This window comes from Thioclava sp. SK-1 (genome assembly GCF_001705665.1).
Classification (GTDB): domain Bacteria; phylum Pseudomonadota; class Alphaproteobacteria; order Rhodobacterales; family Rhodobacteraceae; genus Thioclava.
Genome location: NZ_MDHA01000065.1, coordinates 15,565 through 34,896, shown reverse-complemented (window position 1 = coordinate 34,896; position 19,332 = coordinate 15,565). Strand labels below are relative to the sequence as shown.

At 56.5% G+C, this 19,332-nt stretch carries 21 protein-coding genes; 5 read left to right on the top strand and 16 right to left on the bottom strand.

What is annotated here, in order from left to right; translation table 11 throughout:
* Positions 1–10: 10 nt before the first annotated feature.
* The 7 genes from BFP70_RS15015 to BFP70_RS14985 all read right to left on the bottom strand — a co-directional run bounded on the left by BFP70_RS15015 (position 11) and on the right by BFP70_RS14985 (position 6,103).
* A complete protein-coding gene (locus BFP70_RS15015; RefSeq protein WP_066012467.1) occupies positions 11–646 on the bottom strand; it encodes an aspartate/glutamate racemase family protein in 636 nt (211 codons plus the stop codon).
* The gene (gene hydA / locus BFP70_RS15010) at positions 646–2,100 is read right to left on the bottom strand and encodes a dihydropyrimidinase (RefSeq protein WP_066012466.1); all 1,455 of its coding nucleotides are present in this window, start codon (positions 2,098–2,100) and stop codon (positions 646–648) included. The genes BFP70_RS15015 and hydA overlap by 1 nt, the downstream gene beginning before the upstream one ends.
* Positions 2,100–3,026, bottom strand: coding sequence for an N-carbamoyl-D-amino-acid hydrolase (locus BFP70_RS15005; protein ID WP_066012465.1), 927 nt, complete (start codon positions 3,024–3,026; stop codon positions 2,100–2,102). Before BFP70_RS15005 ends, hydA begins: the two co-directional genes overlap by 1 nt.
* Positions 3,027–3,048: 22 nt before the next feature.
* A complete protein-coding gene (locus tag BFP70_RS15000; protein WP_066012464.1) occupies positions 3,049–3,717 on the bottom strand; it encodes an amino acid ABC transporter permease in 669 nt (222 codons plus the stop codon).
* 10 nt (positions 3,718–3,727) lie between these two features.
* Positions 3,728–4,396, bottom strand: coding sequence for an amino acid ABC transporter permease (locus tag BFP70_RS14995; RefSeq protein WP_083217542.1), 669 nt, complete (start codon positions 4,394–4,396; stop codon positions 3,728–3,730).
* Positions 4,396–5,136, bottom strand: coding sequence for an amino acid ABC transporter ATP-binding protein (locus BFP70_RS14990; RefSeq protein WP_066012558.1), 741 nt, complete (start codon positions 5,134–5,136; stop codon positions 4,396–4,398). The genes BFP70_RS14995 and BFP70_RS14990 overlap by 1 nt, the downstream gene beginning before the upstream one ends.
* 112 nt (positions 5,137–5,248) lie before the next feature.
* Positions 5,249–6,103: a transporter substrate-binding domain-containing protein gene (locus BFP70_RS14985; RefSeq protein ID WP_066012462.1), complete on the bottom strand. Its 855-nt coding sequence runs from the start codon at positions 6,101–6,103 to the stop codon at positions 5,249–5,251.
* Between the two features lie 354 nt (positions 6,104–6,457).
* On the opposite strand from BFP70_RS14985, the gene BFP70_RS14980 reads away from it, so the two are divergent.
* A complete protein-coding gene (locus tag BFP70_RS14980) occupies positions 6,458–6,871 on the top strand; it encodes a VOC family protein (RefSeq protein ID WP_066012557.1) in 414 nt (137 codons plus the stop codon).
* A gap of 5 nt (positions 6,872–6,876) precedes the next feature.
* Positions 6,877–7,566, top strand: a complete 690-nt coding sequence (locus BFP70_RS14975) for a fumarylacetoacetate hydrolase family protein (protein WP_066012461.1) — start codon at positions 6,877–6,879, stop codon at positions 7,564–7,566.
* A gap of 66 nt (positions 7,567–7,632) precedes the next feature.
* On the opposite strand, the gene BFP70_RS14970 is transcribed toward BFP70_RS14975, so the two are convergent.
* The 7 genes from BFP70_RS14970 to BFP70_RS14940 all read right to left on the bottom strand — a co-directional run bounded on the left by BFP70_RS14970 (position 7,633) and on the right by BFP70_RS14940 (position 15,856).
* Positions 7,633–8,598 carry an ABC transporter ATP-binding protein gene (locus BFP70_RS14970; protein ID WP_066012460.1) on the bottom strand — a complete coding sequence of 322 codons (966 nt, stop codon included), beginning with the start codon at positions 8,596–8,598 and terminating at the stop codon, positions 7,633–7,635.
* Positions 8,595–9,569: an ABC transporter ATP-binding protein gene (locus BFP70_RS14965; protein ID WP_066012459.1), complete on the bottom strand. Its 975-nt coding sequence runs from the start codon at positions 9,567–9,569 to the stop codon at positions 8,595–8,597. Before BFP70_RS14965 ends, BFP70_RS14970 begins: the two co-directional genes overlap by 4 nt.
* Positions 9,566–11,002 (bottom strand): chlorohydrolase family protein, encoded by a 1,437-nt coding sequence (locus tag BFP70_RS14960; protein ID WP_066012458.1) that lies wholly within the window; start codon positions 11,000–11,002, stop codon positions 9,566–9,568. The genes BFP70_RS14965 and BFP70_RS14960 overlap by 4 nt, the downstream gene beginning before the upstream one ends.
* Positions 11,002–12,183 carry an amidohydrolase family protein gene (locus tag BFP70_RS14955; protein WP_066012556.1) on the bottom strand — a complete coding sequence of 394 codons (1,182 nt, stop codon included), beginning with the start codon at positions 12,181–12,183 and terminating at the stop codon, positions 11,002–11,004. The genes BFP70_RS14960 and BFP70_RS14955 overlap by 1 nt, the downstream gene beginning before the upstream one ends.
* A 5-nt stretch (positions 12,184–12,188) precedes the next feature.
* Positions 12,189–13,154, bottom strand: coding sequence for an ABC transporter permease (locus BFP70_RS14950; protein ID WP_066012457.1), 966 nt, complete (start codon positions 13,152–13,154; stop codon positions 12,189–12,191).
* A 13-nt stretch (positions 13,155–13,167) separates the two neighbouring features.
* Positions 13,168–14,160 (bottom strand): ABC transporter permease, encoded by a 993-nt coding sequence (locus BFP70_RS14945; RefSeq protein ID WP_066012456.1) that lies wholly within the window; start codon positions 14,158–14,160, stop codon positions 13,168–13,170.
* 118 nt (positions 14,161–14,278) lie between these two features.
* Entirely contained in the window at positions 14,279–15,856 is a 1,578-nt protein-coding gene (locus BFP70_RS14940; protein WP_141693220.1) for an ABC transporter substrate-binding protein, read from the bottom strand.
* Positions 15,857–16,021: 165 nt separating this feature from the next.
* Between BFP70_RS14940 and BFP70_RS14935 the strand changes: the two genes are divergently transcribed.
* Together BFP70_RS14935 and BFP70_RS14930 are read left to right on the top strand one after the other, a co-directional pair.
* Positions 16,022–16,711, top strand: coding sequence for a GntR family transcriptional regulator (locus BFP70_RS14935; RefSeq protein WP_066012455.1), 690 nt, complete (start codon positions 16,022–16,024; stop codon positions 16,709–16,711).
* Positions 16,708–17,364 carry a flavin reductase family protein gene (locus tag BFP70_RS14930; protein WP_066012454.1) on the top strand — a complete coding sequence of 219 codons (657 nt, stop codon included), beginning with the start codon at positions 16,708–16,710 and terminating at the stop codon, positions 17,362–17,364. Before BFP70_RS14935 ends, BFP70_RS14930 begins: the two co-directional genes overlap by 4 nt.
* A 21-nt stretch (positions 17,365–17,385) precedes the next feature.
* Here the strand turns inward: BFP70_RS14930 and BFP70_RS14925 are convergent, their stop codons facing one another.
* Positions 17,386–17,844, bottom strand: a complete 459-nt coding sequence (locus tag BFP70_RS14925) for a DMT family transporter (RefSeq protein ID WP_066012453.1) — start codon at positions 17,842–17,844, stop codon at positions 17,386–17,388.
* An 8-nt stretch (positions 17,845–17,852) separates the two neighbouring features.
* Positions 17,853–18,284: a DMT family transporter gene (locus tag BFP70_RS14920; protein ID WP_066012452.1), complete on the bottom strand. Its 432-nt coding sequence runs from the start codon at positions 18,282–18,284 to the stop codon at positions 17,853–17,855.
* 83 nt (positions 18,285–18,367) lie between these two features.
* On the opposite strand from BFP70_RS14920, the gene BFP70_RS14915 reads away from it, so the two are divergent.
* Entirely contained in the window at positions 18,368–19,315 is a 948-nt protein-coding gene (locus BFP70_RS14915) for a LysR family transcriptional regulator (RefSeq protein ID WP_066012451.1), read from the top strand.
* Positions 19,316–19,332: the final 17 nt, after the last annotated feature.

Sequence of the window (19,332 nt, the reverse complement as noted above, 5' to 3'; positions counted from 1 at the left end):
CGACCCAACTTCACCCTATTACCGTTCCCAGCGCCATTGCTGCGCTTGCCAGAACCGGGTCCACAATGGCCAAACCGGTATCGCGTTCCAACCTCGCACGAATGGGTGCCATGCCTGCGCAGCCCAATACGATAGCCCCGGCCCCGCGTTCACCCAACTGAACGGCAGCGTCCCGCACCAACGCATAAACCGCCTCATCCCTGCCAGAGGCTTCAGCAGACACGCCCGGCAAGGGCAACTCCCCGGTCAATCGGCTTTCCACTCCCATCGCGCGAATTTTGCGCAAATGCCGCGGGATCGATGTCTTTGACAGAGCGATGACGCCGAAATTATCCGCCCGCGCAAGGGCGGTTAAAATCCCTGCCTCTTGCGTGCCAATCACCGGAATCGACAGCTCTGCGCGCAAAAGATCCAAACCGGGATCCGAAAAACATGCGGTGATGATAGCACGGGCATCGGGTCGCATCCGCGCCAATTCCAACACATTCAACCCGCCTCGTGCGACATCCTCATCAGAAGAAATCGTCGCCGGACCATGTGGGATATCGGTCACCTCAAAATGCGGGCCAAGCGGCGCCACCGCCGCCTCGATCCCCTCTGTCACGGTTGCGGCGCTATTGGGATTGATGATCAGAATTTTCCCCATTAGCGAAGGTCCGATCCGAAATTCTGTGCCGGATCGAATTCCGGCGCGGTAAAGCCCGACCGTCCCCGCAAATCCACCGGTGCGCGGGCAAAGAACTGCCCCTGCCCTTCGGTCGCCATCAACTCCCCATGTGACACAATGGTGCGGCCGCGGTTCATCACCACCTCTGGCACGCCGACAAGCTCCATCCCCTCCATCGGGGAATAATCCATGTTATCATGCTGATCTTGCAACTGGACAACGCGCTTCGCCTCTGGGTTCCAGATCGCAATATCGGCATCCATGCCCGGCGCGATGCGGCCCTTGGTGGTGCAGCCAAAGGTCTTCGCAGCATTGGTCGCAGATAGCGCCACGAATTGCTCCGGCGTGATGCGACCCTTAACCACCCCTTCCGAAAATAAATAGGGTAGGCGCGTCGCGATACCGGGCATCCCATTGGCGATTTTCGGATAGGGGATATCGGAGCCGTTGATAAATTTCCCAGTGTCGTCAAATCGATAAGGCGCGTGATCCGAGCTGACACTTTCAAACGTGCCATGCGCGATATGATGCCACAGCGCATCCTGCGTATCGTGCCCACGCAACGGTGGAGAGCAGATATATTTCGCCCCCTCCATGCCCGGACGGTCCAGATCATCGCGGGTCAACGCCAGATATTGCGGGCAGGTTTCTGCAAATAACTTTGCACCATTGAATTTTTCGCGCCGCACGATATCGGCCCCGCCTTCCGTCGATACATGCACGATGAACAAGGCGGCATCCACCAGCTTGGCCAGCTGAATCGCACGGTTGATCGCCTCTTCCTCGGCCAATTGTGGACGCGAAATGGCATGATATCTCGGCGCCGTCAGCCCCTTGGCCGCCAAACGCTTGTTCATCCATTTGACCATATCGTTATTTTCGGCATGGACCATTGTGATCGCGCCATGATCGCGCGCCACCGACAAGATATCCAGCATCCCGCCATCACCAAGATTCATCAGATCATACGTCATGAAAACCTTAAAGCTGGTGATCCCGCGTTTGAACGCGCGTGGCAACTGATCGTTCAGCACATCGGGCGTCGGGTCGCTAATGATCAGATGGTAGGAATAATCCAAAACCGACCGTGCCCCGCGCGCATCATAGGTGGCAATGACATCATCCACAGATTGACCGCGTTGCTGTGCTGCGAACGGAATAAACGATGAATTACCGCCAAACGCCGCAGAAATCGACCCAGACAGGTAATCATCCGCAGTCATCACCCCGGACGAAGATTCCTGCGCGATATGTGCATGGGCCTCAATCCCGCCCGGCATCACAAGGCGGCCACCGGCATCCACACGGGTCTTACCGCCGGAAATTACCTCACTGACGGCCGCAATGCGCCCGCCTGTGATCCCAATATCCCCTTTGAATTGGCCGTCAGCTGTGACGACCGTGCCGGAATGGATGACGGTATCAAATGTCATTACACGGGTTCCTTTACACCGGTTTGCGTTGCGATCAGGCCATAATGCTCGATCCGGCGGTGCGCTTCAAAATTAAACACCGTTGATTTACCGAAGGCGCATTTGTCAAAGTCGGCCTCAGCCACCAACAGCTCATCGCCCTCACCCGTCGCTTTGGCAATCACAAACCCGTCCGGATCCACAATCAGCGAACCGGCAAACATGTGATTACCATCTTCCATACCGCATTTCGCGACGGCAATCGCATAGGTCGAATTTTGATATGCCCCCGCACAAACCGAAAGCTCATGGTGATACATGCGTCGTTCAATCCCTTCTTCCTTGGATAGGTTATTTTGCGACGGTGTGTTATAGCCAATCGACACCAGCTGCACGCCCTGCAACCCCATCACACGCCAGCTTTCAGGCCAGCGGCGGTCATTGCAGATCGCCATCCCCATGATGACATCTTGATTGCGCACCACATTGAACCCGGTATCACCCGCCAGGAAGTAGCGTTTTTCCAAATGCTGGTGCGTGCGCTCTGGCTCAAATTCCGCATGGCCCGGCAAGTGGGTTTTGCGATATTTCAGCACGATCTCACCGGCGGGATTGACGATGATCGATGTGTTGAAATGCTCTCCTTCCGGGGTCAGCTCGCAATAGCCAAATGTGAAGCCCATGCCGTATTCCTTGGCACGCGCAAATAATGGCGCGGTGGCATGGTTTGGCATTTCCGTTTCAAACCAATGGTCAAATTCTGCCCGGTCTTCGACGTAGAACCGTGGAAAAAATGTCGTCAGGGTCATTTCTGGATAGGCGATAAATTCAACGCCTTTTTCATGCGCCTGATCCATCAGCGCGATCATCCGGGCCACGACCTGTTCGCGGGTTTCGTCTTTTTGGATACCACCGATCTGGGCGCCGCCGATCATCATCTTGGTCATTTGGGTCTTCCTTAGCATTGTGTCAGTTCACGGCCAGTCCGCGCTGATACCGGGAAATCACCCGCACCAGCGGCCAGAGCACGGCCAGATAAAGGATCGCCGCCATTACAAGGGGCGAGGAATTGTAGGTGACAGAGCGCGCCATATTTGCGGAATACAGTAGCTCTGATAGCGACACGACAGAGGCCAAAGAGGTCAGTTTGACCACCTCCACGGTGTTCGACAAAAGGTCGGGCAAGACATTGCGCACCGCTTGGGGCAGCACGATGTAGCCCATGCATTGCACCGGGCTTAGGCCCGTGGCGCGCGCCGCTTCTGACTGCCCCTTGGGAACAGAGGTAATGCCGGCCCGAAACACCTCTGCGAAATACGCAGAATTGTTAAGGAAAAATGCAATCACCACGGCCACAAAGGGGCTTAACCGGATCCCGGCGAAGGGCAGGCCGGAATAGACGAATACCAGCAAAACAAGCGGCGGAACGGCCCGGAACAGGTCGATATAGACGATGGAAGACCACCGCAGCCAGCGCCGTGGGCTGAGTGCCCCCAAGGCCAGCATCAACCCACCGCACAGCCCCAGCACAATGACCACCGCACAAAGTTTTAGCGTGACAACCGCGCCTTTCAGCAGCAGCGGCAGCGCCTGAAGCATGATGTCAATATTGAAGAAAGTGTCGAGAAACGCTTCCATATCTGTCCCCTTAACGTGTGTAGCGGAAGCGCCGCTCGATCTGATGCGAGGCGATAACAGCGGGGATGAAAATGATCATATAGGCAAGCGCAGCCATGGTCAGCGGCGTAGCCGAACCAGAGAAGCTCTGCGCCGATGACGATACAGACAAGATCTCTTTGACCCCGATAACAGAGCCCAGCGCCGTTAACTTGGTTGTCGCCAATACGCGATTCACCAGCGGCGGGATCCCCATACGAAACGCCTGCGGAAAGGCAATGTAGAACAGGGTCTGCGCCTTGGACAGTCCGGTGGCGCGCCCAGCCTCCCATTGGCCTGCCGTCACCGATGTCAGCCCGCCCCAAAAGATTTCTTCGGCAAAGGCCATCAGGACACAGGACAACACCAGATAGATGACCATTTCACCTGACAGGTTGATCCCCAAGGACGGCATGCCAAAGAATAAGATCAAGATCAGCACCAATGGCGGCAGCGCACGCATCATATCGGCAAACATAATGATGATGAAATTCACATAGCGATTTCCAGCCGCACGCAGACAGGCCAACGCCGCACCACATAAGACACCGGTCAAGATCGTCGCCACCGCAAGATACAGCGTGACACCCATCGCCGCGATCAGATCTGGTAGATATTTCTCGATCACACTCAGGTTGAAGAACGTCTCGAAGAAGCGCATCAGGCGGCCTCATTCCCTGAAACGCGTGACAAAAAGGCCTTCAAACGATCTGATTTCGGATTTCCAAACAGCTCATCTGGTGGGCCCTGTTCGATCACATATCCACCGTCCATGAACACCACGCGGTCAGCGGCCTCGCGGGCGAAGGCCATCTCATGGCTGACAACCAACATCGTCATACCCTTTTCGCGCAACTCTTTCATCACCTTCAAAACAGAGCCCACAAGCTCGGGGTCAAGCGCCGAAGTCGGCTCATCAAACAACATCACTTTCGGGTCCAACGCCAGCGCACGCGCAATGGCCACACGCTGTTGTTGCCCCCCTGACAGTTCGGCGGGTTTGGCATCGGCCTTATGCTTCAGCCCCACTTGATCCAACATGTCCAGGGCGCGTGCCTGTGCCTCGGGTTTGCTGCGGCCCAACGCCTTGACCTGTGCCAACATCACATTTTTCAACACCGACATATGCGGATACAAATGAAACCCTTGGAACACCATGCCGACCTTCAACCGCATCCGGTCCAGATCCCGGCGCGGAATATCGGTGATCCGCTCACGGTCAATCATGATCGCGCCAGACGTCGGCTCTTCCAGCCGGTTGCAGCATCGCAACATCGTCGATTTGCCAGACCCCGATGGGCCGATCACAAAGACCAGTTCACCTTCACCGACTTTCAGGTCGATATTTTTCAAAACTTCAGTCTGGTCAAAGCGTTTTTCCAACGCATGGATCTCTAGCATGGTGCGGGAAGCAGTCATCTGTCGCGGCCTGTTCTTCTTGGTTTTAAGGGGGCGGATAGGCCCGTATGTGGGGAGGGGAGGAGGGCCTATCCGCGTCACACGCGCAGGGTTGTTAGAATGCGCAGGTGATCTCATGTGCGGTATCTTCATACCCGTCAAAACCGGGCGTGCCATAGCCAGGTGTTGGGGTAATGATCGTCGCGCCTTCCGAAGGTGTCACGCCGAACCATTTTTCAGACAACGCCGCCATCGTGCCATCGGTCTTCATACATTCCAAAACGGAATCAATCAGATCACGGGTCGCCGCATCATCCTTGCGGAAGGGCAGGCCCCAGACCAACCCCGTGGGATATTCAAACGCCAGTTCAATCTTGGGGTTCTTCTTCGCAGCCCAGGCCGACACGGTCGCACCGGCCATATTCGCATCTGCCCGGCCTGACAAAACAGCCTGGATCGCATCGGTATTGGTGCCAAAGCTGGTCACCGTCCAATCGTACTCCTCGGCATGCTCCGTCACAAACGCCTCATAGACAGAGCCTTTATTGACAGCAATGGTTTTGCCCCGGAACGATTCCAGGCTGTCAAACCCTTCCGAACCCGCCGGAACAACAAACCGGAAGTTGGTATCCATAAACCCTTCGGTGAACAGCAGGTTTTCCGCACGCTCTTGCGTCACCGTGGTCGGTGCAACAAGGAAATCATAGGTGCCCGCCTGCAACGCCGGGATCAGCCCAGAAAACTGCGCCGCCGTTACGTCGACATCAACGCCAAGCTTCTCACCAATCGCGGCTGCCAGGTCAACGTTGAACCCTTCAACATCACCCGACATCGTGGGCATCGCATGCGGCGCAAATGTGCCGTCCAGTGCAACCTTATATCCGTCGGGCTTTACCGCGGCAGGTTCGGCCACAGCCGAGACGGCCAAACCGATCAAAGCAACACTGGCAAGTAGGGAGGATTTCATCATGGGAGCTTCCTGTTGGTTAAAGTGAATTGGGCGATTTGTGTCGCAACGCCCTTGCTGCCTAAAACGTCACCACTCGCAGGAAAAGCCAATATAGATCAGGATTATTATATAATTAGTAATATATGATTTAATTATATATTCAGCATCACCAACACCCTCTGGAACGCCCAAGAAAGAATTCTATCATATTGAAATTAAACGATTAAAATTCACATTGCAAAATAAATATCCATGTAAATTCCGCCAATCACACAGCCAACCGGCTACGCAATGCCCCTTTACGGCACAGCAAGCCTGCGCAAGGAAAAGGCAGTTTTGAAACATATGCGCGTTGATGCGCGGAAAGGACACAGTATGAAATCCCTGTTCCACCTTGCGATTCACGTCACGGACCTGGATGAAACTCGCCGTTTTTACGGTGATGTTCTGGGCTGTGAAGAAGGCCGCTCCACCGACACCTGGGTCGATTTCGATTTCTTCGGTCATCAATTGTCACTGCATCTGGGCACGCCCTTCCCAACTTCACGCACCGGCAAGGTCGGCGATCATATGGTGATGATGCCGCATATGGGCGCAGTCTTGCGGCTTGACGATTGGAAAGTACTGGCCGAACGTCTGCAGGCCAAAGGCGTCGGGTTCGACATCCCGCCCGTCGTGCGATTTGAAGGCGAACCCGGAGAGCAGCGCACGATGTTCTTCTTTGACCCTTCGGGCAACCCGATCGAAATCAAAGGGTTTGCCGATTACGAAGGACTTTTTGCAAAGTGAGCACGATGCAGAGATATGTTTTCGATCCGCCTGTGACCCCTGCTCTGCCCATCGCGGGGCAAGACACGCTGTTCCCTATCCGCAGGATCTATTGCGTAGGTCGCAATTTTGCAGATCACGCCCGCGAAATGGGTCATGACCCGGACCGCGAACCGCCATTCTTCTTTTCAAAACCCGCCGATGCCGTCTCTGCCGCCGGACAGGATATGCCCTACCCCCCACAGACCGAGGACCTGCATTATGAAGGAGAACTGGTCGTGGCGCTGGGCGCTGGCGGGCGTGATCTCAATATTGACGAAGCCCAAACCTGCATCTTTGGCTATGCGATCGGCAATGACCTGACGCGGCGCGACATGCAATCTGTCGCCAAATCGCTTAAACGCCCATGGGATCTGTCCAAGGGTTTCGATGGCAGCGCGGTGATCGGGCCAGTGCATCCGGTCGCCGATACCGGACCGTTGAATTCGGGCGCTATCAAAAGCTTTGTTAACGGTGTCGAACGTCAAAATGGCGATTTGAACATGATGATCTGGGGCGTGGATGAGGTCATCTCGGCCCTATCGCAATCGGTCGAACTTCGTCCCGGTGATCTGATTATGACCGGCACACCTGCCGGGGTTGGTGCGCTGGAACGCGGCGATGTCATTGCGGTTGAAATCGCAGGGCTTGGCCGGATTGAAACCAAGATCATCTAAAGCGGTCTTCTTATACCCATATCTTCGGGGCAGGGTTTGCGCCCAGCCCCGAAGATCCCGCCCCTGTCACGACCTGTCGCTATGTGCCGCAAAACAGGCGACGCGACGGTTGTGGACATCTGGCTGACGCTGTGGCCGTTCTGTGGCGCAGCGCGCAATTGCCAGCGGACAGCGGGGATGAAAGCTGCATCCCGTCGGCGGTGAAACAGGCGATGGCACCTCCCCTCCCATCGGGGTTCGGTCACGTTTGGGTGCCTCCAGATCCGGGATCGTGTCCAATAGCAGCCGCGTATAGGGATGCAACGGGTTGGCGAACAGATCGGCCGCAGGCTGAATTTCCACAATCCGGCCCAGATACATAACCGCAATCACATCCGCCATATGGCGCACCACGCTTAGGTCATGGCTGATAAACAGATAGGTCAGCCCCATCTGTTTTTGCAGCCGCTTCATCAGATTCAGCACCTGCGCCTGCACCGATACATCCAGCGCCGAAGTCGGCTCATCACAAACCAGAAACTCTGGTTCTCCGGCAAGCGCGCGCGCGATGGAAATCCGCTGCCGCTGCCCACCCGAAAATTCATGCGGGAATTTCAGCCCGTCTGATGGGGTCAGCCCGACGATGCGCAACAGCTCATCCACACGGGCCATGACCTGAGCCGCGGGCGTGTCAGGGCGCAATGTACGTAAAGGTTCCGCAATGATACGACCCACACGCCAGCGGGGGTTCAAGCTTGCAAACGGGTCTTGAAAAATCATCTGCATCCGGTCGCGGTCGCCATGAAAACGGATGGAACCGCCCGATGGCGGGTGCAGCCCCGTGACAAGCTTGGCGATCGTGCTTTTACCGCACCCCGATTCACCGACCAAAGCAAGGGTCTGACCGCGCTGAATGTCAAAATCGACTCCGTCAACGGCCCGCAGCGTGCGACGCGGCTTACGTTCAATCAACCGGTTAAGCCACGGCGCGGAGACATCAAAATGGCGCTCCAGCGCTTCGACCTCTAGGATAGCGTTGCGATGAATATTCATGCACAGGCTCCTTCTTGTGCAAGCCAACAGGCGACCCCGGTCGGCCCCGCCCCAATACTGGGCACATCACGTCGACATCTTGCACCCGCCTGGGTGCAGCGCGGGTTGAAGGCACAGCCATCGGGAATGTCATTCAAACGCGGCATTGATCCCGGGATCATCTGCAATTCCTCCACATCTTTGCGCAAGGATGGGATCGAACCCATCAAACCGGTGGTATAGGGATGTTTCGGACGACGCACGATTTCGTCCACTGTGCCCACTTCGACCAACCGTCCTGCATACATCACCGCCACCCGATCTGCGGTTTCCGCAATCACGCCCATATCATGCGTGACCAGCATCACCGCGGTGCCACGCTCCCGGCACAGCCGCTTCAGCAGCGCGGTGATCTGGGCCTGAATAGACACGTCCAACGCGGTGGTCGGCTCATCTGCCACGATCAGCTCTGGCTCGGCGCATAGGGCCAATGCGATGACAATCCGTTGCCGCATACCGCCCGAAAATTGATGCGGATAGCTGTCGATCCGCTCTTCGACTGCCGGAATGCCGACTTCGCGCATCAGATCTTTTGCCCGTTCCCGCGCCTGTGTCTTTGTCAGGTTCGTATGCAGGCAAATCGTTTCCACCAACTGATCCCCGACCCGAAACAACGGGTTAAGCGAGGTCAGCGGGTCTTGGAAAATTGCCCCGATGCGCTGCCCGCGCACAGGCTGCATCGCGCGGTCGTCCAGATCATCAATCCGATCCCCGGACAGGTGAATTGAGCCTGCAGCAATACGGCCCGGTGGCTCTAGCAACCCAAGGATTGCCATCCCGGTCATGGACTTCCCTGCACCGGATTCCCCAACCATGCCAAGGATTTCACCACGCCGGATTTGCAAGGATATGTCATTCACTGCGGTCAGCACGCCCTTTCGCGTAGGGAATTCAACGCGCAGATTTTTTACGTCCAGTACGATATCGCTCATGGTGCGGCCCTTTCATAACTGGGGATGAAAATGTCGGAAACTGGCGGATGCCCAAGCGTTCTGTCGGGGTATTTCGTCACCAGCCCATCAAACTGAGCCTGTGCACTAGCGGCATCTTTTGCCTCATCAATCCCGGGGATCACGCCATCGGCCATGACCTGGCACCCGTCGATCCAGACATCCCGCACATCGCGGCCCGTGCAAGCGGTCATCAGGGTTTGCACAGGATCAGGCGTTTGCAACCGATCGCGTAGATCGATCACTGTGATATCGGCCTTGGCGCCGGGCGCAAGCCTGCCCAGATCCGGCCGGTTCAAGGCGTGCGCGCCACCCAAAGTTGCCGCGTCAAACATATCCTCGGATCGCAGTGCCTGCGCCCCGTCGGCCAAACGCGCCGTGATCATCGCGATCTGCATGTTCAATATCATATCAGCTGGATAGGTATCAGTGCCCAATCCAATATTGATCCCTTTTGCACGACAGGCCGAAAAAGAGCGCAGCATCGTGCCATGACGTGCCGCAACAAGGGGGCAATGCACCAATGTGGCCTGTGCTGCCGCGATCAGGTCAAACTCGGCCGGGGTCGCATGCGTGCCATGGGGCAACAGCCAATTGCTGCGCAAAACGCCAATCTGGTGCAGCCATTCGATGGGCGCACAGCCATGTTGATCGCGCAGAAGCCGCAGCTCTGTCTTAGATTGGCTACAATGCTGACGCACCGGCGCGTCCATATCGGCGGCCATATCCGCCGTCCGGCACAACAGCGTTTGCGTGCAGGTTTCAATCCGGTCGGGCGCAAACATCGCGCGGATCCGACCGCCTGCCGCGCCGTCAATCCGGGCCGCGAATTCCCCTGCCTGCGCTAAGGCGCGTAGTCCACGGTCTTCATCATAGACCGCGCGGATGGTGCCTGCAGCATCTGTCACCTGCCCCCCCGTGCGATAGGCCGGTCCCAGATAGACCCGCAGCCCAAGCGCCTGCGCCGCCGCTGCAGCTGCGTCAAATTCGGCAACCGTCTCCCCCCATTCGCGGTAAAACAGGGATGCAATCGGCAGCGCGGTCGTGATGCCGTTCCGGATCAGCTGGGCAAAAGCATGATGCTTTTGAAATGCCAGCTCTTGCGCCGAATACATCTCATATGGGCCACGCGCCACATAGGTATCAGGCCACACGCGCCCCTTTTTCCACGCCGGACCGTTGTCATAGCCAAGGATCGTCGTATCCAGATCGGACACAGCATCCAGGTCAATGAACCCCGGTGAGATCACGGCCTGGCCATAATCAATCTGCCGGGCCACCGGCCCATCAAACTGCGGGCCGACATAGACCACCTGCGTGCCGTCGATCACCACTACGCCGTTTTCATATATAATGTGGCGGCCATCGCGGTGACCAATCACCCAACGAGCCGAAAGACGCGTGCGGCCCATCATCACGGTGCCACGATCACGCAGGCACCATCCCGCGCAGTGACCGCCCCACCCTTCAACACCAGCTTGCGCGGCGCATGTGTCACAATCGCCTCGGCCAGTGTTTCGCCCTCCACCAGCAGGCAATCGGCGCGGCATCCGACGTCCAGACCATAGCCTTCGGCCTGCATGATCGCCGCGCCGCCAAACGTGCAGATTTCTAGCGCGAGCGCCATATCATCATCGCGGCGCAGATTGTTGCGCATTCCGATATGCATGGCTTTTTCCAACATATCTGAATTGCCATAGGGGCCCCAGGTATCGCGAATGCCATCACAGCCAGCGCCGGTCAAAATACCGTGCGCTTTCAGCTCTTTGACCGCTGGCACCGGGGCCGAAGCAGGCGCGGTCGTCAAGATATGGATCTGGTTTTGCGCCAGCCTTTCATGCAGCCCGGTCACATAGCCACGATCCACCGCCCCAAGGCAAAACGCATGGCTGATCGCCACTTTGCCCTGCATTCCCAAGGCAATGGTTCGATCAAGGATTTCCTCCATCGAAAACCAGCCAAGCGCATCGCGTTCATGCAAATGAATATCAATCGGCTTGCCATGCTTTTCGGCCAGCGCAAAGACCGTATCAAGATGGCCTTTGGGGTCATGCTCCATGCCGCAAGGGTCGATACCGCCGACCAGATCAGCGCCCATCGCCAGCGCCTCATCCATCAGCTCGGCGGTGCCCGGACGGGTCATCATCCCCGATTGAGGAAAGGCCACGATTTCGATATCCACCATGCCTGCCAGCTTTTCGCGGGTGGCCATGACACCTTCGATCCCCGCAAGACCATGATGAGTATCAACATCCACATGGCTGCGGATATGCGTGCAGCCATAGGACATGGCCAAGATCGCATGGCGCTCACTTTGCACCTGTGGATCAAGTCCCAGCGCGACCTTGACCTCACGCTCATTATTGATCTTGTCGATCAGGCGCGGCCCAACCTCATTGTGATACCACGGCAGACCCAGCAGGGATTTGTCCAGATGGGTATGGGCCTCTACAAGGCCGGGCAGAAGGATCCGCCCGCCGCAGTCGATTACGTCAGCGCCCTGTGGGGCCTGTGCCGCAAACCTGCCATCCACGATATGCAGATCGGTCACCGGGCCGGACATCGGGCGGACGTTTTTAAGGGTCTTAGCAGTCATGAAAATCACCGAAGTTTAGGGTTAAGCGCATCGCGCAGCCAATCGCCGATCATGTTGACCGACAGCACGATCAGGCACAGCTGGATCGACGGGAAGACCACGATCCACCACAGCCCTGAGAAAAGATATTGATTGCCGATACGGATCAGCGTGCCCAGCGAGGGCTGATCTGGCGGCATGCCCACACCAAGGAAGGACAATGTTGCCTCGGATAAAATTGCCAGACCGAAGTTCAACGTCGCCGCCACCATGATCGGGGTCAGGCAATTGGGCAGGATATGCTGCACCATGATGCGCCAAGGCTTGACCCGGATCAGCTTGGCAGCCTGCACATATTCTTTCTTGGCCTCGACCATCGCGCTGGCCCGCACCGTGCGCGCATATTGCACCCAGGACGGGACCGCGATGGCAAAGATCAAGATCGGCGCGGCCAGCACATCTTTCAGTCCCGTTGGCAGCGATGCCGTAGCAATGGCCGTGATCAAGATAGCGATCAAAATAAACGGCATCGACAACAGTACATCGCCCACCCGCATGATCACGTTATCAATCCAACCGCCGAAATACCCGGCCATCAGACCAAGCGACAACCCGATCGCCAGCGCCACCAGCACCGATGCAAAGCCAATGATCAACGAGATACGCGACCCATAGAGCAGCGCGGATAGGATATCGCGGCCCTGCGTATCCGTGCCAAGCACAAAGGGCGCTTGCCCCCCATCGTGCCACAGCGGAGGGATCTCAGAGTTCCACAGTTCCAACGCCGCCAGATCATAGGGGTTTTGCGGCGACAATACCGGCGCAAGAGCCGCGGTCACAGCGACCAAGATCAGCAGAGCCGCCGCAAAGATCGCAGAAGGATGCGTGCAAAAAGAATGCCACAGATCGCTGTCTTTAAGACGTTGCACCCATGTATGGCGCACAAATGGCACCGCAGCACTCGTATCGGTTGGCGGGATAGGATGTTCCATCTTGCTCTCCTTCTCAGCCATTGCGGCCACCGGCACGGGCCGTGTCATCGCGCAGGCGCGGATCCACCCAGGCATAGGTGATGTCGACACAGGTGTTCAGTGCCACGAAAATAAAGGAAACGATCATCAGATAAGCCGCCATCACGGGAATATCGACGAAGGTGACGGCCTGAATGAACAGCATCCCCATGCCGGGCCATTGGAAGACCGTCTCGGTCACCAATGCAAAGGCGATCAGGTTGCCAATCTGCATCCCGGTCAACGTGATCACCGGCATCAGGCAATTGCGCAACGCGTGGCGCCAATGAACCCGGCGCGCCGGCACACCCCGCGCCCGGGCAAATTTTACATAATCGGCACGCAGGGTCTCCAACATCTCGGCACGGACCAGACGCATCACCAAGGTCACCTGAAATGTCGACAACGAAATCGCAGGCAGCACCAGCGCCGCGCGCCCAGAGGGCGTTAAAAGCCCGGTCGACCACCAGCCGATGTCCATCGTCTCGCCCCGGCCAAAGGCGGGCAACCAGCCAAGAGATACGGAAAACGCAAGGATCAGTAATATACCGACCACAAAGCTGGGCAGGGAGACCCCGACAATGGAGCCAAGCTGCAGCATATTGGCCAGGCGGGATTCGCGATATACCGCCGTGATCACACCCGCCGGGATCCCCACCACGAGTGAGATCACCGTCGCCACCAGAACCAATTCAAACGTGGCAGGGAACCGCTCTTTGATCAGCACCATGACATCTTGTTGGTTGCGATAGGAAATACCAAAATTCCCCTGCGCCGCATTGCTGACAAACCGGGTATATTGGGTGACGAAGCTGTCGTTCAGACCCAGCCGCTCGCGCAGTTCCATCCGGTCGGCCTGCGTCGCCTGTTCATTCACCATCATCTCAACGGGATCACCGAAAAATCGAAAGATCACGAAGGCCAACAGCGCCACCGCCAGCATAACAAACGCCGCATTGGCAGTGCGTTTTAAAAGGAAAGCAATCATCTACCGTCTCCATCAGACAGGGGGCAAGACACGCGCGCGACATCGCATCACGCCTCTTGCTGAATGAAGGTCACTTTGCGGGAAGCGGGCCACCATGACGGGCGGCCCGGAACAGCCGTTACGACCCTGAGGCCATACGTGCGAACCAAAGCCGGGGCTTGGCATCGGGAAACAGCGGCATCTGTTCTACATCTTGCGTGACGGCCCAGGCCATCGGCTGCTGATGCAGCGGGATCATGATCATCTCATCCTTGACCATTTCCAGTGCTTTGGTCTGCAGGGCAAGCCGCGCGTCCAGATCCAGCTCGCTGCCAGCCGCGTCGATCAATTTATCCAGCTCTGGGTAGGACCATCCGCCCCAGTTAAACACACCCGCATTGCCATCTTTGCTATGAAAGATCTGCAACAGCGGCGAATAGCTGTCGAGCAAAGGCAACGTCGCCCAGCCAAGCGTATAGACGTCCGTCTTCCCGTTGGTGCGTTTGGGCGATTGCACCGCTCTCGGCGCGACATCAAGCTTTGGCGCCAAGCCGATCCTGCTCCACATGGATGCAATAGCCTGACAGAATTGCTCCTCATTCACCAACCCATCGCTGAGGCAATTGAATTCAAACTCTAATCCTTCAGGAACGCCGGCCTGTGCCAAAAGCACTTTGGATGCTTCGGGATCAAAACCAGGGACGGTGTCCAGCGCGTCCACATAGCCCGGGATCGGCGGCGCCACCGTCGCACCGGCAATACGGGACTTCCCACGCATTACTTTTTGCTGGATCAGATCCAGGTCAATCGCCTTATACAGCGCCTCGCGCACGGATTTTTTGACAAAAGGGTTTGGCTCGCCATTGGTCAATGTCTCTCGGAACGGGAAGCCGATCAGCACGGTGCGCAGGTCAACACCTTCCAGCACCTCGACATTCGGGGCCGCCGCAAGTCGCGGCAAATCCTGCACCGGCGCATCATTGGTAAAGCTGATTTCACCCGACAGCAGCGCAGCCACCCGCGTGGCTGCCGAATTGACCGGCGTTAGCTCAATCCGGTCTAAATTGTGCTGCGGCTCGTCCCACCAATTCGGATTGGCCACAAACACCGTTTTCGCGTCGGGTTGGCGGCTTTCCACAATGAACGGGCCAGTGCCATTGGCATGATAGGTGGCATAGCCTTCTGTGCCCGCACCAATATCCGTGGGCATCAAGGCGTCATGTTCCACCATCCATTCCTTATCAAAAATATGGATATTGGTCAGATCATTCAGCAACAGCGGATAGGTGCCGTTCAACGTGATATCGACCGTATAGTCATCCACGGCTTTTGAACTGACATAGGCGGGAAGATTGCCCTTCAACGGCGACGTATCGTCACTGACCCGTGTCAAAGACGCCACCACATCCGCTGCCGTAAACGGGTTACCGTTGTGGAAAGTGACACCGTGACGCAGGTGAAACCGCCATGTGATCTTGTCGTCCAGAATTTCCCAGCTTTCGGCCAATGCGGGCTCGATCTTCAGATCTTTGTTATAGCGCACCAACCCTTCATAGACGTGGTTAAGCACATTGATCGTGAAGCTATCGCCATAGGAATAGGGATCCAGCGATCCAATGTCGCGATTGGCACCCCATTTCAGAACATTTTCCGCCTGCACTGCGCCTGCAAGGCTAAAGGCTGCCGCCGATACAAGGAAAAGCTGTCGTAATCTCATGATTTCGGTCCCCATGGATAAAGATTGTATTTACTGATCCAATAGATTGGATACGATATTATTTTTGATTGCACAGCAGAAACCCCGGCGCAAGTAAATTGTATCCAGTTGACGTTGAAAATCGTATGCGATAAGACTTGTGCAAATTTGATAGGCAAACAGATCATGAGCGAAAATAAGAATACGCTGACCAGCGCGGTGCATGACCTGCTTCGGCGGGCCATCATTGAACAAGCGTTGAAACCCGGTATGCGCCTGCCTGAAGACACCGTCGGAGAGCAATTTGGCGTCAGTCGCACAATCGTGCGCCATGCGCTTGTTCGGCTTGAAAATGAGGGTTTGGTGATCACACGCCGCAATCGCGGTGCCTTTGTGGCCGAACCCAGCAGAGAAGAGGCCAAGCAAATCTTCGAGGTTCGAAAATGCCTTGAAAATGAAGTTATTAGAATGCTTTGCCTGCGAATGCCTGAAAACGGCTATGATCGTTTGCAGGCCCATGTCCGGCAAGAAGAAACTGTGCGGGGCAAAGATGGTCCCGTTTCCATCCGGCTTGCGGGGGAATTCCATGTGCTGCTGGCAGAGCTGACCGGGAACCATGTGCTTGTGCGATATGTCTCAGAGGTGGTCTTGCGCTGCTCATTGATCATGTCGATGTATGCGCGCAGCCATTCCTCTGACTGTGCGGTTGATGAGCATTCCCAGATTATCGACGCCATTCGCGCAGGCGACGCCCCTCGCGCTATGTCAATTATGGATCATCACCTTGGCGCTGTTGCTGGCCGCGCAGAGCTTTCTGCACAGGAAGATAGTATCCAATCAATCCTCTCACACTACGGTAAGGAATTGGCCCAATGACCCTGAAAGACGGTTACCACGCCTTTGATTTCGCGGATCTTACGCCGCGACAGGCCTATAAGGTCATGATTGGCACCATCGTCCCGCGTCCGATCGCCTGGGTCACGACCATCTCACCCGATGGGGTGGTCAATGCCGCGCCCTATTCGTTTTTCAACTGCCTGTCCGCCGATCCACCCATCCTCGCGCTGGGCGTCGAAAACAAACCCGACCGCAGTTTTAAGGACACCGCCTATAATATTCGCATGACCGAATGTTTTACCGTCAATATCGTTGATCGCCCCAATGCCAAGGCGATGTCGGTCACCGCAGCCAATCTGGAACCGCAGATTGACGAACTGCAGATCGCCGGCCTGACGGCTGTGCGCGGCGATAAGGTGAAATGCCCGCGAATCGCCGAAGCCCCGGTTGCGTTTGAATGCGAACGCTATTTGGGGATCAACGTCAGCTCTGCCCGAGAAATCATCCTTGGCCGTATCGTTAGGGCGCATATCCGCGAAGATATTATAGACCCTGAAACGCATTATTCCGATTATCGCAAATTGGATGCGCTGGGCCGGATGGGCGGCAATGGCTACGCAGGCACATTCGATTACTTTGATTTGCCGACGCCCAGCGCCGACGACGTGCTTGCGGTGCAGGACAAATCCTGAGCCGCAAGCCCAGCGAGCGCGTTACGATGTTTCGCGCTTGCGGTTGCCAAGGTAGATCAGGGCAATAGCCCCCAACAAAAGAACAATCGCCGCCCAGCGCTGTGGATCCAGTGCGATGCGTTGGTTGCCCAACCAAGCAAAATTGTCGATCAACAGCCCCATCGTTAGCTGCCCTGCCACAACGGCAACGGTTGCCGCGGCGATGCCAATCAAGGGCACGGAAAACACCATTGCGACAATATAGAACACTCCGAAGAATGCCCCTGTCATTTGCCAGCGCGGCGCAGCCAACAGGCTAATGTCTTGTGGTGCCTGCACGAACAGCACAAGCAGCACGCTGATCACCGACCCAACAACAAAAGTCAGCCAAGCGGTCGCCAATATACCCACCGCCGCGCCAAGTCGTCCGTTGACCGAAGATTGCACCGCAAGTGTCGCACCGCCCAACAGGGCCAACGGGATAAGAATAAAGCTTAGCATTTGTGACCTCAGTGAATAAGAAACAAGGCGATGGCGATCAAGAACAGCGCACCGGTGCGATAACGATCAACCCGTTGGCGGGGGACGCCAAAGGCGCCGAAATGATCCAGAAGAAGACCTGTTGCGATCTGCCCGAATAAGATTGCAACCATCGTCGTTCCAACCCCCAAGATCGGTGTCGCGGTGGTGATGATAACCACATAGACCGGCCCCAAAACGCCGCCTGTCAGCATCCAACGTGGTTGTGAAAACAGCTGTGGCAGCGCCCGCGTCGGCGCAAAAATCAGCGCCAAAGACAGCAGCAGTCCGCCAACCAGAAAAATGCACAGCGTTGCCGACATATGGCCAACGGTTTCACCCAACGGGCCAAGCAGTCCAGCCTCGACTGACAGGCCCATCCCTGCGGCAAAGACGATGATAAGTGTAAAGATCTGTTTCACAGTGCCTCCTTTGGCGATGAGGCAGACCTAAATCTCGGCGCAATAGACAACAATGATGGGATCATGGTAATCTCCTTTGCAATATGAGCAAAGATATAAACCTGAATGGCCTTCGGCTGTTCGTCGAAGTCGTGACACATGGCAGCTTTAGCGAGGTCGCGCGGCGGCGTGGATTGCCGGTGTCTTCGGTGTCACGCTATATCAGCGGGTTGGAGAACGGGCTGGGGCAGAAGCTTCTGGTGCGTAACACCCGCTCTTTGCGGCTGACCGACCATGGCCGAAGCTATTTCCTATCGGTGCGTGATGCGCTGAATACGTTGGACATGGCATCTGAACAGGTCCGGGGTGGCGCAAGCGAGCCGCGCGGCATTTTGCGGATCAACGCCCCTGTGGCCTTTGGGCGCCGACATGTCGCCCCGCATCTGGCTATGTTTCAGGCACGTTACACCGAATTGGAAGTCGAGCTGACGCTAACAGATGCATTGATCGACCCAATTGCGGATGGCGCAGATGTTATTATCCGCATCGGCAGTCTAAAGGATTCGACCCTGCTTCGGCGCAAATTGGCAGATCAGACATATGTGATGGCCGCAGCGCCACCCTACCTAGAGCGCTGCGGAATGCCGCTTCACCCCGATGCGCTTGGGGCGCATAACTGCCTTATATACAAAGGTCACAATGGCGAAATGCCGTGGCAGTTCAGTCGCCAAGGTGAGCAGGCGCGCCCGCATTCTGTGGCCGGGGATTTGCGCAGCAATGATGCAGACAGCCTGATCGCTGCGGCTCTTTCTGCGCAGGGTATCGTGCTGTTCCCTACCTGGCTGTTACATGAACATCTGGCCCAGGGCCAGTTGCAGCCCATCCTACCACAATGGCAGGTTGGATCCGATCATATCAACGGCGCAATTCATCTGCTGTATCCAGAGAACCGCATGCGCTCGTCTAAGGTTACGGTATTTTTGGATTTCCTGACCGACACCATCGGAAACCCGCCTTATTGGACGCAGCCCAAAAGCGCAGCGCTGCCATAGAGCCACCCGAATTGGGT